Source organism: Thermogutta sp. (assembly GCF_039793925.1).
In the GTDB taxonomy this organism is placed as follows: domain Bacteria; phylum Planctomycetota; class Planctomycetia; order Pirellulales; family Thermoguttaceae; genus Thermogutta.
Genome location: NZ_JBAMME010000034.1, coordinates 1 through 13,620 on the forward strand (window position 1 = coordinate 1; position 13,620 = coordinate 13,620).

General features: G+C 51.5%; 13 protein-coding genes. All 13 read left to right on the top strand.

The window, feature by feature from the left end:
• Positions 1-733, top strand: a 733-nt coding sequence (locus ABJK56_RS01285) for an ABC transporter permease (protein WP_347242857.1), incomplete at its 5' end; no start/stop codon positions are given.
• 41 nt (positions 734-774) lie between these two features.
• Positions 775-2,028 carry an ABC transporter ATP-binding protein gene (locus ABJK56_RS01290; protein ID WP_347242858.1) on the top strand — a complete coding sequence of 418 codons (1,254 nt, stop codon included), beginning with the start codon at positions 775-777 and terminating at the stop codon, positions 2,026-2,028.
• Positions 2,028-2,663, top strand: coding sequence for a hypothetical protein (locus tag ABJK56_RS01295; RefSeq protein ID WP_347242859.1), 636 nt, complete (start codon positions 2,028-2,030; stop codon positions 2,661-2,663). Before ABJK56_RS01290 ends, ABJK56_RS01295 begins: the two co-directional genes overlap by 1 nt.
• Before the next feature lie 29 nt (positions 2,664-2,692).
• Positions 2,693-3,949, top strand: coding sequence for a glycosyltransferase (locus ABJK56_RS01300; protein WP_347242860.1), 1,257 nt, complete (start codon positions 2,693-2,695; stop codon positions 3,947-3,949).
• 33 nt (positions 3,950-3,982) lie between these two features.
• Positions 3,983-4,921, top strand: a complete 939-nt coding sequence (locus ABJK56_RS01305; RefSeq protein ID WP_347242861.1) for a glycosyltransferase — start codon at positions 3,983-3,985, stop codon at positions 4,919-4,921.
• A 97-nt stretch (positions 4,922-5,018) separates the two neighbouring features.
• The gene (locus ABJK56_RS01310; protein ID WP_347242862.1) at positions 5,019-5,813 is read left to right on the top strand and encodes a sulfotransferase; all 795 of its coding nucleotides are present in this window, start codon (positions 5,019-5,021) and stop codon (positions 5,811-5,813) included.
• A gap of 73 nt (positions 5,814-5,886) precedes the next feature.
• Positions 5,887-6,792 carry a glycosyltransferase family A protein gene (locus ABJK56_RS01315; RefSeq protein WP_347242863.1) on the top strand — a complete coding sequence of 302 codons (906 nt, stop codon included), beginning with the start codon at positions 5,887-5,889 and terminating at the stop codon, positions 6,790-6,792.
• Positions 6,793-6,834: 42 nt separating this feature from the next.
• Complete coding sequence (locus ABJK56_RS01320; RefSeq protein ID WP_347242864.1) at positions 6,835-8,031, top strand: glycosyltransferase family 4 protein; 1,197 nt, start codon at positions 6,835-6,837, stop codon at positions 8,029-8,031.
• The gene (locus ABJK56_RS01325) at positions 8,031-9,017 is read left to right on the top strand and encodes a glycosyltransferase (protein ID WP_347242865.1); all 987 of its coding nucleotides are present in this window, start codon (positions 8,031-8,033) and stop codon (positions 9,015-9,017) included. Before ABJK56_RS01320 ends, ABJK56_RS01325 begins: the two co-directional genes overlap by 1 nt.
• A gap of 221 nt (positions 9,018-9,238) precedes the next feature.
• Positions 9,239-9,661, top strand: coding sequence for an acyltransferase (locus ABJK56_RS01330; RefSeq protein ID WP_347242866.1), 423 nt, complete (start codon positions 9,239-9,241; stop codon positions 9,659-9,661).
• 160 nt (positions 9,662-9,821) lie between these two features.
• Positions 9,822-12,377 (top strand): hypothetical protein, encoded by a 2,556-nt coding sequence (locus tag ABJK56_RS01335; protein WP_347242869.1) that lies wholly within the window; start codon positions 9,822-9,824, stop codon positions 12,375-12,377.
• Between the two features lie 88 nt (positions 12,378-12,465).
• Positions 12,466-13,050, top strand: a complete 585-nt coding sequence (locus ABJK56_RS01340) for a YqeG family HAD IIIA-type phosphatase (protein WP_347242867.1) — start codon at positions 12,466-12,468, stop codon at positions 13,048-13,050.
• A 1-nt stretch (position 13,051) separates the two neighbouring features.
• Positions 13,052-13,620 (top strand): UbiA family prenyltransferase (locus tag ABJK56_RS01345; RefSeq protein WP_347242868.1); only part of this gene is annotated, 569 nt, incomplete at its 3' end.

Below are 13,620 nucleotides of genomic sequence, written 5' to 3' on the forward strand. Positions count from 1 at the left end.
ATTATTGATGCCGCTGCTTATTGTGGCCGCTGGATGCCTGGTGAAAATCGCGCTGGCTCACGCTTCGGGTGGCAATGTCGAATTACCTCGCGTAGCGGGGATGTCTATCAAAGCCCTGGGTTGGGCATTTTTTGCAGGCTCCATTGGGTTCGCGGCAAACAGCCTTGTATCTAATATGGCGCTTGTAACTAAAGTCTATTGTCCCAGAGAATTGTTCCCTTTCTCTGCAGTGATAACGCAGTTAATCGATACCTGCGTTGGTGGAGGGTTTTTACTTATTCTGCTCGGTTTTTTTGCCAACATAACAATCTCTGTTCAGTGGTTATGGGCTGCGCCCGTCGTGTTGCTTCTCGTCGCCGTGACGACCGCGGTGGCTCTTCTGTTAAGCTGTGCCAACGTTTTTTTCCGGGATGTCAAATACATTGTCCAGATTGTACTTACGTTTGGTATATTTTTCACGCCGGTATTTTACGAGCCAGAGCTGTTCGGCTCACATGGCTCGTTCGTCATGATGCTCAATCCCCTGGCTCCTATCCTGGAGGCCCTGCGTTTGGCGATTGTGGAAAAGCATAATCTCTTGCTGCCCGTGATAGCCGAAGGACATGGCGGGGTACAGTTCACAACTTGGCACATCGGGTTTTTGATCTATTCTGCTATTATAAGCCTGGGAGGATTGTTGTGGGCCTGGCGTTACTTTCATAGAATGGAATTTCAATTCGCGGAATACGTTTAATGTGAAATAGTGGCCTTGTAGAGACAACATGACACCATAAAGTGACGCGGTTTTCAGATATGGTATCCCCGGTGGTCGAAGTCGAACAACTCGGAAAAAAATTCCGCCGCGGAGAGTATTTTGACACCCTGCGCGACTTGATCCCCGGAACACTGCGCCGCCTCCGGCGCCCTGATGTCGGGCGCAATGACGGGTGGTTTTGGGCCCTGCGAGATGTCAGTTTCTGCGTCAATGCGGGAGAAGTTCTGGGAATTGTGGGGGCGAACGGGGCCGGAAAAAGCACTTTATTGAAGATTTTGGCCAGGATTTTGCGCCCCTCCACCGGCCGTGTGATAGTTCGCGGACGACTTCGCGCTCTAATTGAAATTGCCGCGGGTTTTCATCCCGATCTGACGGGAAGAGAAAACATCTACTTAAACGCGGCGATACTTGGAATGAAAATGAGTGATGTCCGTAAAAGATTTGATGATATAGTCGAGTTTGCTGGCATCGGACCATTTCTGGATACACCTGTCAAGCGATACAGTTCTGGTATGTTCGCGCGCCTCGGGTTTGCGGTGGCTGCCCATCTTGAGCCAGACATTCTGGTTGTCGACGAGGTGCTGGCCGTGGGAGACGCAGCTTTTCAAGCCAAGTGTCTGGGGAAAATGCGGGACGTGGCCGGCGAGGGGAGGACGGTGATCTTCGTCAGTCACAACATGCGGGCTGTTCAACAGTTATGTCATCGTGCGCTTCTTTTGGAGCAGGGCCGTATCGTCAAGGAGGGACCACCTGCAGAAGTTGTGGAGGCGTATTTGACTCGCGCCCTGACCCATGGAGCTTCGGGAGAGTGTACGGTGTCCATGGACCCTGCGGCACCGATTGTGATTTCGCGTATCCGAGTGCTGAGCGAAAACGGGAATATAACAACGCTGTTTCCTCGCAGCCAGCGCGTGGTTTTCGAGATAGAGGGAACGGTCAATCAAGGTGGACGGCGATATATTGTCGCTCTCGATATCAGAACTATGGATGGCTTATTGTTGTTTCGCACGCATTCCTTCGAGCAACCAGAATCATATCGAATTTTAAACAGAGAAGGACCATTCGTACTAAGGTGCTCTGTTCCTGCTGAGTTTCTTTCCGCAGGACGTTACGAGGTGGGAATTGTCGTGGCAGAGCGTGGGGTCTGCGAGTTCGAACATCGCGACCGGGTCCTAACATTCGACGTCTTCCAGGATCGTCCCTTGAGGGGATCCGACGTTATGACTTCAGTTGGCCTTGTGACACCGCAGTGCGACTGGGAAAGGGTTCGTTGATGCCCACAAGCGAGCCGCGGACGCTTTCTATTGTGCACGATATCATCCTGCGCATCAAACCGTCGAGCGTGATAGATATTGGCGTAGGGCATGGCAAAACAGGTGTTCTTATACGGGAATACACTGATATTTGGAATGAGCGGTATCACAAAGACTCGTGGACCACGCGGATTTATGGGATTGAGGCCTTCGGAGAGTATCGAAATGCACTCTGGGAGTACGCGTATGATGCGGTGCGCATCGGGGACGCGCTATCCGTTCTTCCGGACCTTCCCGATGTGGATCTGATTGTTGCGCTAGATGTGTGGGAGCACTTTACTCGTGAATATGCCGCGAAACTACTGGACATGTGTCTAAGCAAGTCGCGGTTCGTGTTGCTATCCACGCCCATTGAGGTCCGTGAACAAGGTGACGTATTGGGAAACTCATTCGAAAGGCACGTTAGCCAGTGGTCTCCGTCGGACTTTCAGAACGTGGCACACAGGTTGGTGGCGACGACAGGCCGGGACTGGATTCTGCTCCTTTCCGCGCGGGAAAGTATCCCTTATGAAGTTTGGCGGTTGCACCGACGTTGGGAGCATTTCATGCGAGGAATTAGAACGTTCATCCTGTTACTGAAACATAAAAACTGGTGACAGTGATTCTCAAAGGATAAGTCAACGTAATGCGAATTCTTTTTGTCGGGCCTGGCGGAAGTGTTCACACCGCCAGGTGGATGTCGCAGCTCAGTGACGAACCGTGGGAGCTGTTCTTATTCCCTACGGAGCTCTACCATATTCGTCCCGAAACTCCTCCTGTCACTATTCTTGATGTGGAAAATCGCTTTGTGATAGACAGGCCGGCATACGTCACTCTCCAAGATCGCTTTTATACCGCTTGGGGGTATAACTGGCCATTGAGGTGGGGCTTGTATCGCGCTGAGAAATGGGCACGCTTTTTTGTGCCGGAATTTGAAAATCAGGCATGGCGATTGGCACGGGCAATCGACCGTTTACGGCCGAATGTCGTACATTCGTTCGGGCTACATTTGGGAGGATATCTTACGCTCGCAGCCAGAGAACTTTGCAAACGGCCGTTTCCGATCTGGATCGCTACCAATTGGGGAAGCGATTTATTTCTATTTGGAAGAATGGGACGCCATAAGGAGCGACTATCTAAGGTTCTAACGAGTATTGATTATTATTGGTGTGAGTGTACACGTGACGTGGAGTTGGCAAAAGCCTGGGGGGTGCCACCACGCAAGATTCTTCCTCCCGTGCCGGTGGCTGGCGGGTGTGATGTGGAAGAAGCACTGTTAATGCGGCAGCCGGGGCCCGTTTCGGCTCGCAGAATTATAATGCTGAAGGGATATCAAGATTGGGCAGGTCGTGCACTTACAGGAATATACGCGCTTCGACTTTGCCGTGAATTACTACAAGGATATGAGGTGGCGATATACACCGGCGGCCGCGATCCAGAGGCCGTCCACATTGCTGGAGAATTGCTTGCCCAGGACGCCGGAATAAATGTTACATTTATTCCTCCACGTACTCCACACAAGAACATGCTGGGCTGGCATGGTCGGGCCCGGGTGTCGATAGGGTTGAGTATCAGCGACTCAATTGCCATATCGCTGCTTGAGGCGATGCTCATGGGTTCCTTTCCGATTCAGTCGAATACCGGCGCGGCTCATGAGTGGATACATGATGGATACACCGGTTTTATTGTTCCTCCGGAGGACCCCCATGCAGTGGCCGAGGCCATACGCCAGGCGTTGTACCGGGATGAGTTGGTCGATTCGGCCGCAACCATTAACTTAGAAACAATCAAGGCCAGGTGTGACAGCCGGAGCATCCGCAAAATAGTCAAAGAAGCGTACAAACGCGTTGTTGAATGCGATTCGGTTAATCATACGAATGTCGATCATGGGGCGCTTGTATAAAGGTCAGCGTGATAGAAATGTCTTGATGGGTGCATGAATAGCGCACAATGGATAGTCGTGATTGCCACATGTGGGCGGCAGACGCTCCTAGGGCGGACTCTCGAACATCTCGTTAAATCGGGGGTAAGCGAAGCTGGCGCGGTGCTGGTCATTGTTGAAAACGGGGGTTCCACAGCGGCCCGGCCATTAGCCGCCGATTACAGGCTCCATTGCAAGATCGACTATATCAGTCTTAAAAAAACAGGCAAAACGTATGCTCTTAATGCAGTACTGAATGAATATCCCAGTGCGTTCATATGGTTTGTAGACGATGACATTCGAGTAACCGAGGAGGCAGTGCGAGCCTATCGGGAGGCATTTCTGGCAGCGGCGATAGGGCGCGAGTTTTACGGTGGTCCTCTTGGAATCGACTACGAACGGCCGCCGGAGCCATGGCTGATAGACTATTTACCGCGGTCGGCGACTGGTTGGCAGAAGCGCGCGGGAGAACAGGCTGCAAGTACGTTTTTCCTTGGGGCAAATTGGGCGGCCTGGGCACCGGATCTCTTAAAATGTGGGGGGTTTGATGAAACTCTCGGTCCCGGGCAGACCGGAGTCGGAGATGAAGAGGACGTCCAACGCAGGTTGATCACCGCGGGACTTAATCCTGTCTACCTAGAGAACGCAATGGTTTACCATTGGGTCCCGCACGATAGGTGCTCGCCTCAATGGGTGTTGCGTCGCGCGTTCAACATGGGTCGTCTGGAGGGAAGACGAGATGATTGCGTCGGCCCATTCTTTTTCGGTCGACCTCGCTGGATGTACCGCGAAGCCGCTGCGCGAATATGGCGCTGGCTCGCGACTCGACTCGCCCGAAATCCGGCACGACGCTTCCAGGCCGCGTACGAGCTTGCATTTTTCCTGGGCTGGATGTTAGAAGCGAAACAGCGTGATAGATCAAAGTCAAATGACGCAGCAGTATTTAAATCCTGAAAAAGATTCGACATCGGCAGACTCCGCTGTGATAACATATTCAGGCTGGACCCATCACGGCCTTTGGAAGGATGACGGCGATCGCACACGGAGGCCAGTGTTTATCATCGGAATTCATCGGAGGTCAGGTACGAACTTTCTGGCCGATGCCATTTGCTTGACATCACGCTTTTCGTTACCGGTGCCACTGTACGAAGATTATCTTCTTCAGTACTCTAACATGCTCCTTAAATATACGCAGTTGACAGCCGCAGAGCAGTATGAAAAACGATTTAGTGAAAGACCAAATGCATATACCGAGTGCAGGCGGCTTATGCTTCGTTCTATAGGAGATGGTCTTCTTGCCTTTCTGCGGTCATATATCCCGGATGGGTGTCGGATTTTAACAAAGACGCCGGACCCATGGAACCTGAATAATTTTTTCCCTCTATTTCCCGATGCTCTTCTCATTATCATAGTGCGCGATGGTCGCGACTGCGTTGAATCGGCAAAATGGGCGTTTCCAGGGAGGTCATACCTCTACTGGATGACGACGTGGGCGGCAAACGCGCGCACAATTATAAATTTCCTGAAAGAAGTCCCCCCTCAGCATGAAGGACAATTAATAGTCACGCGCTACGAAGATTTGCTCTCCGACGAAGCTGAGATGAACCGGATTCTCGAATTTATCGGATGTTCTCCCCAGGAGTATCCGTGGAACGAATTTCGCGCCCTTCCGGTGCGCGGCTCTACGTTTTTCAGAGGAGAAAAGAACACATTGCATTGGCAACCTGTGGACAAAACGAAGGATTTTCAGCCAGTCGGACGGTGGAAAAAGTGGTCCTGGTGGCTGCGCTGGAATTTCAAACGAGTTGCCGGTGCGGAGTTGGTTGCCTTAGGGTACAGATGGTAAGCCATGGCAGACTCTTCACGCCGAACGAGTAAATAACTTCGGCATATATAGATAACACCATTTGAACCGATATATGCTACCTCGAATCAGCGTTGTTATTCCTGTTTATAATGGTGCCAAATACCTGCGGGAGGCTCTCGCATCCGTGAAGGATCAAACGCTCCCTCCCTACGAAATCATCGTCGTCGACGATGGGTCAACGGACGGCTCCGCGGACATCGCGAAGTCATTCGATGACGATATCATTGTCCTGACGCAGGCTAATCGGGGCGAGTCTGCAGCGAGGAATGTGGGAATGGATGCGGCGTCCGGCGATTGGATAGCATTTCTCGATGCGGACGACGTTTGGCATCCCGAAAAATTGGAGCGACAATCCATTTATTGCGATGACAAGACGGACTGCGTCCACACAAATTTCTTCTACTTCGGTACTTGCGAGGGGACGGTAGATGTGTCCCCCGTAGCACCGGCGGTTCGATATTCGATACCCTATGTAACCGCGCAGAACCCGTTTAGAATTTCGAGCATCCTCATTAGAAAGCAGCTTCCAGTGCGATTTCCTGAATGGACGCAGGATGGTGAGGACCTTCTATTCTTCCTTGACCTGTGTCTTAATGCGCGAATTCAGCTAGTGCCCGAGTTTCTTACCGGGTACCGGGTGCATAAAAGCAGTCAAAGCACAAAACCTGACATGATGATACGTCGTTTCGCCTCGCTGACAGAATATTTTAAACGGCGTCCAGAAATTGGGACCCGGGATGTGGAAGCCGCTCTAGCGGGTTTTGTCGATCTAATAGCACAGCAGGCGGTTTTAGCGCGGTACGCAAGGCGATGGGACGAATACAAATGTTTAAAGAGGTTCTTAAGGACATACGATGGGCCCATCAGTCCGCTGGCCTGCCAAGTGAGAAAAGAATTTGTCGGACCGCGCTTTCTATACAAGTTGAAGGACGCTTTTACAAGGTTCTTTGACGGTTAGCCCGAGGAATCTGCGAATGGGAAATGAGGAATTGGGCTGTATATGATGTTGCACCAGGCCAAGGTTCTGTTTGCGGCCCACTCAGCCCAGCCTGGTGGGGCTGAATATTGCTTGGACGTACTCCTACGAGCAATTGATCGTAACATTTGGGATGCCGAAGTGTTTTTCGCCTGTGACGGTCCCTTAATTGATACTCCCCGGTCGCGGGGATTACCGGCGAATATCGTGGCGATGAGTTGGTGGATTGGCTTTGAACCTTCGGGCTGGTACTGGCGCAATCTGGTGCGATGCCCCTGGCGGATCGCTGGGCTTGTACGGAAGCTGAGGGCCGAGAAGTTTGACCTCGTTTACACAAATACTGCGGCCATTTTTGAATCCGCATTGGCGGCAAGACTTGCTGGGGTTCCGCATGTCTGGCATATTCACGAGATGCTCACACCATCTTACTGGCGGAGCCTTGTCCCGCTGCGACATGTTCGCCGGTGTATCTTGCGGTGGAGCGACGCGATAATTTTTGAGTCGCGAGCGGCCCGTCGTGTATGTGAGGAATATTGGAATAAAAGTTTTGCGAATTGTACGACAAAAGGAACGGCAGACGTTTATGTCGTGCCAAATCCGCTGCGCATGGTGCCTCCGCCTGTGACGCCGGAGCAGCGTCGTCTGGCCAGGGAGCTCTTGGGGGTATCTGAAAATGAGTTTGCCATTCTGTGGATTGGCCAATTCATTCCCCGGAAAAACCCGCAACTTATGCTGGCGGCTTTCCATCAGACATGTTTTCCCGGCAAATCGGTTCTTTTTATGGTTGGGGATGGTCCCTTACGATTGCCATTACTGCACGATGTTGAGAATCTTGAAATGACAAACAAAAGGGTGAGATTAGATGGATTTAGACACAACATAGACACGTATTTGCTGGCTTCGGATGTACTGGTGCTCACTTCGGCAGAGGAGTCATTTGGATTAGTGCTTCTCGAGGCAGCCGCTTTTGCGGTTCCGGTCATAACTACCGATTGTGGCGGACCCAGCGATATTGTGGCGCACGCGAAAACGGGTTTTATCGTGCCACGCACGGACGATGCTGCGATTGCGAAACATTTGGTTACCCTGGCGGCGGACAATGTATTGCGTAGGCGAATGGGGGAGGCGGCGCGGGAACGCGTGTTAAACGAATTCACGCCAGAACGCTATGTGGCGGCAGTTCAAGAAATCATGAAAAAGACTATGCGGCGGGGAAGGTGATGTCTGAGCCGCTTGTGAGTGTTGTCATTCCAGTCCATAACGGCGAGCGGTATCTTGAAATTACCATCCAGAGCGTCCTTGCTCAAACATATAGGAATTTAGAAGTCATTGTAGTAAATGATGGATCAACAGATAATAGCAGTGCCATTCTGAACAAATACAAAGAATACGTTCACCTCTTCGAACAGCCTCAGTTAGGAGTAGGAGCTGCCCGCAATCGGGGAATCCTGGAAGCCCGCGGAGAATTAATTGCTTTTCTCGATCAGGATGATTGGTGGTTCCCAACCAAAATAGAAAAGCAAGTTCAAGAGATGTTTCGCAGCGGCAGTGGCCTTATTCACACCAGTACTCTTTATTACGATGAATCCACGCAGGCATTCTGCGAGCCACTGGACCCCTCTGCCAGACCTGAGGAGTATGTTGGGTGGTGTTATGACCGTTTACTTATGGGCAACGCAATCTGTAATTCAAGTGTGCTTGTCCGACGATATTTGTTTGCCCGGGTAGGACTTTGTGATTTACGCATCGAAGGAAATTCAGTTCAGGACTACGATCTCTGGCTACGACTGGCTCAGGTTACCCCTTTTGGGTACGTCGAGGAGCCCTTGACAGTGTTCAGACTTCATCCTCTTCAGGGAACCAATAATCGGCGTTTAATGTTGCGTGAGCAGATCAAGGTTCTCCAGTGGCGGCTTCATACGGCTAACCGGGAGCAAAACCGCCGGTTGCGGATCCGGCTTGCGGGACTGGCGGACTTGCTGGGCCGATTCGAGCTCGATTTTGAAAATCATGCAGCGGCACGGCGCGCATTTTGGAAGGCGCTGACGTTCATGCCGAGTATCCGGACCGTCTGCCTTTTATATGTTACCTATCTACCACCTGCGTGTGTGAGGTTTATAAGATCACTTTATAGTGTAATGAAGAGCCGGGGACAATCACTGGGAGCCAGCAGTGTAAAAACTCGAGGTAGTTCGAATACAGGTTAAGACACATACTAACGGGCAGAAGACATAAGTGAACATAAATGAGAACACTTCTCAAACGTGCGGTCCAGCTCGGGTGCCTTGTGCCGGCCCTTTTATTGTTCGTGGTCAGCGCGATTGGGAGGCCGCTCGTTGGTCGGCGGCGAGCGTTCCTGGGCCCAGCGCAGTTGGTCGCCATGATACCTGGAATGATTGGAGTCTATCTACGATGGGCATACTACTTTATGACCCTCAAAAAATGCAGTTGGGATGTCACGATTGAATTTGGTAGTTTCTTTTCGTGCCCCGATGCGGAAGTTGGGAGGTTCGTCTATATCGGAGCGTATTCCATTCTTGGTAGGGTCTCGATTGGTGATCGTGTTCAAATTGCATCTGGTGTTTCGATCCCGAGTGGCCGCCATCAACATTTGATGCAGCAGACAGGAGATAGATCTTTGGCCGCCGGACTCAGCCATGACGCCAGTTTCGCAACAGTTCATATCGGTCATGACACGTGGATCGGCGAAAGAGCCGTGGTTATGGCGGATGTGGGAACTGGGTGCGTCGTGGGGGCTGGGGCAGTTGTTTGCGAACCCGTCCCAAACGGGACGCTGGCTGTGGGAGTGCCGGCGAAAAGTATTCGTTCGCTGAACATGAATAAGGATTGATAGTGTTGGCGTTAAGACGAATGTATTTGGTGGATAGAAAAAACCTGCTGGCCAACTCTCCTTGCCAGAAGTGAATAGAGAAGAGTACAAAGCTACGTTGGTCGTGAGCTTGCCCCCGGCCTGCACGGGTCAGTCGCTGAGCGTTCCCCTCCGCTGCGGTGTGTCGGTCCCGAGAGGGCGTCTTAGAGGCGCCGTGACGGCTTCCATCTCAGGACAGAATGTCCAGGATTATCGGTGCCACGTGGAAGTGCTGGCCCTCTGGCCAGACGGCTCGATTCGCTGGCTGGCGATCGAGGGGGTAGTGAGTCTATCGCGAGTCCAGGAATCGAAGGAGATTGTCGCCGTCACGCTAAGACCGGCCTCGCCAATCCAGATGAGCAGCGGCGAAAAAACAGATGCAGACAATTTAGAAAATCCCATTGTGAAAATAAAAAACGCGTGTTTGTATATAGGAGAGTCACCCTTTTGTGTAAAAATGTCTATATATCTGAACGACGCAAGAAAACGAAGGATCCCCTTTCGAGTTATAACCTGTGAATCATTTGGTGTTAAAAAACCAGTTGAGAAGTTACACGTTCGAGGCCAATTTGCGAACCACCGTGATCTAACACTCGCAGCACGAACAACACACTTTTGCGCACTCCACGCAACGCTAGTTGAATTAACAATTCGAAACGGCAGACGAGCACGCCATCGGGGCGGGCTTTGGGACTTGGGGGATCCAGGGTCGGTGTTCCTAACGGAATTCGGCCTTGATATTGAACTGCCATCGGAAATTTCAAAATGGTATTGGGGTAACGCATTAGACAACTCATCCTGGGATTGTGTGTCAATCGAGCGTGATTCTGCAGAAACTGGTTCCCAACTTGCTGGCGATCGAGAGCTGTGGGATGTGTTTCAGGCCTCAAGTGGCGGTGATAACTGGACCAGTGTGAACCATATCGATGCGCGAGGGCAGGTGCGGTTACCGTTCAAGGGTTTTGTCCTCCGCTGCGGGAAAGAGGAAAGAAGAGGTGATCGAATAACGCCCTTGTGCGTTGCGGAAACAGAGTATGGGCCAATCGGGTTACTTGTGCCGCGTTTTTGGGAAGAATTTCCCAAAAGAATTACTGTTTTCGACAGGCGGATCCGCATCGCTCTGCTGGCCCATCACGACAAACAGCTTCATGAGCTTCAGGGCGGAGAGCAGAAAACATTTAAGGTATGGATTATTCATTCATATAGAGAAGCGTGGCATCCGCGTAACCTACTAATTCAGTTGAGTGCTTTGAATGGTTCGACTGTCGTTGCTGAGCAAATTTCGCCCGATGTTCCAGAAGTACTGGCTCCGCTTCCGACAAGAGATGACTGGGCAGCGAGTCGACTGGCGGATTTTGCAGAAAAAGCCGCATTTGGACGAATGGGGATCCTGGCAAATCGGGAGAAAGTAGACGAATTCGGATGGCGGAACTTTGGCGATACGTATGCAGATCATGAAGAAACTTATTATCAAGGATCGGAGCCACTTGTCTCGCACTATAACAACCAGTTCGATCTACTCTATGGCTGTATTCTTCACAGGCTGATCAGCGGCGATCCTCGATGGGACGAGATTATCGTTCCGCTGGCAAATCATATTATCGACATTGATATTTACCACACCGATAAGGATCGCTCAACATTTAACCATGGTTTGTTTTGGATGACGGACCATTATCGCACTGCCTATTCATCGACACACAGGGCGTTCTCACGTTTTAATGCAACAAGCAAGGGTTACGGAGGTGGTCCGTGTAACGAGCACAATTATACCAGTGGTCTCGCGTTATACTATTTTCTGTGGGGCGACGAACGGGCAAAGGGAGCAGTCATCGAATTGGCCAATTGGGTTATGGCCATGGAGGATGGATCGCAAACGCCTTACTGTATTCTGGATAACGGCCCCACAGGACTTGCCACGATGACGAGTTCGCACGATTATCACGGACCAGGGCGAGGTGCCGCTAACTCGATCAATGCCCTACTCGATGCGTGGCTGATTACCGGCGAGAAAAAATATCTGGAGTTCGCAGAGGCACTCCTCAGGAGGACTATCCATCCTGATGACGATATTGACGCATTAGACTTATTAAACGCCGAAATACGATGGTCGTACACGATGCATTTGGAGGTACTCGCTAAATATTTGCGCATTAAAAGTGTGTTTCAACAGAGTGATGCGATGTATGAGTATGTCAGGCATTCTCTAGTAAAGTACGCAGAATGGATGTTGGCGAACGAGAGACCGTATCTGGCACGGGCCGAGGAGCTGCAATATCCCACCGAGGCGTGGGCGGCACAGGATTTCCGCAAGGCGACAGTCCTTTTGTGTGCAAGCCGCTATGTTCCGCCGGAAGCTGCTGCTCAGTTTCGTGAAAAGGCACTCTCGCTGGCCGAGGCCGCGTGGCGCGACCTGCTGCGATTTCCACGCCCTTACAATGTTAGAGCGGCCGCCGTTATTCTAACGCAGGGGATCTGGCACCTGGCTCTCGAGAAATCGAGAGCGGAGATGTGTTGTGCTATCCCAAATAATAATGACGACTGGCGCCTGTGGTCACGCGAGAAATTTATCCCGCAACGCGAGCGAGTGAGGAAAAAACTGAGCACTCCACAAGGGTGGTTGACATTGCTGGCGCGAGCGTCAAACCCTCACGTTCTTGGACGCTTTTTGGTCCTGCTTTGGAAGTGGCGCAACTGATAGATGCTTTGCTCCCCAGTACAATCTGGGAGTTGACAGATAGTTGTGGACAGATATGCAAACATAGACAATAGGCTAGACGATGCAGATGTGGTGGAAACCGGACTATTACGTCAAGAGCGTGACCGATCTGGCGCCATTATTTTTGCAAGCACTGTCTATCAAGGGACTTTGCATCGACGTGGATTGCACTTTGACCGATTATGTTTCGAATGACCTTCCACCGGAAGTTGCCCAGTGGCTGGATCAAGTAAGGCACAGCGGAATACATGTGTGTCTTTTGTCCAACGGTGGAGAGCGGCGAATAAGGCGGCTCGCCGACCAGCTTGGCGTGCCATACGTCGCCCGGGCAATGAAGCCTCTTCCGTTCGGCTGTCACCGGGCGCTCCGTAAACTGGGACTTTCGCGTTCGGAAGTGGCCCTTGTAGGCGATCAACTGTTCGCTGATGTGTTAGCAGGTCGTTGGGCTGGGATGCGCACCATTCTTGTTGTACCACGAGGGGCGGATAGAGAAAGCTTCCTGACGAAGTGGAAGCGACCACTGGAGCGACTGCTTCTAAGGTCACTAACGCCCACATCCTTGGTTCAGTGCTCGCAAAGAAGTGATGCAGGGGACGGGATTATGAAAGGCAGCGGCTCGAGGCAGGGCTCTTCCGCCGCTGATGAGCCGTGAGGTGAAGAGCGCAATTACAGGAATGGACGCGCGCCGATTTGTCGTAAACGTTATTCGGATGATACGGCCAGACTATTGGCCCAAGAATTTGTTCGTACTCATTGGTTCGGCGCTGGCGGTATTCTACCTGGAAGAGACAGCCCACATCCCTCTGGCGATATCGCATGTGGGAGCGATGGCTTGTGCCGCAGTGTGCGTCGCTGTGCTGACTGCTTCGGCCAATTACATTATCAATGAACTATGCGATGCTGCTACAGACGTTTATCATCCGTCAAAGAAATTGCGACCGATTGCAAGCGGAGAGGTTTCCCGCACATTAGCTCTGTGTTTATGGACAGTATTTGCGGTTGCCGGACTGGGAACTTCTGCCCTGATTAATAAGATGGTGGTGCTAACGACTGGTGCTTTTCTAGTGTCCGGGCTTTTGTACAACGTTAGGCCTGTTCGGCTGAAGGATGTTCCGTATATCGATATTGTATCTGAGTCGTTCAACAATCCAATTCGTCTCTTTTTGGGGTGGTTTGCTATATTCGATTCACGTGTCCCACCACTCTCGGTTATTTCCGCCTA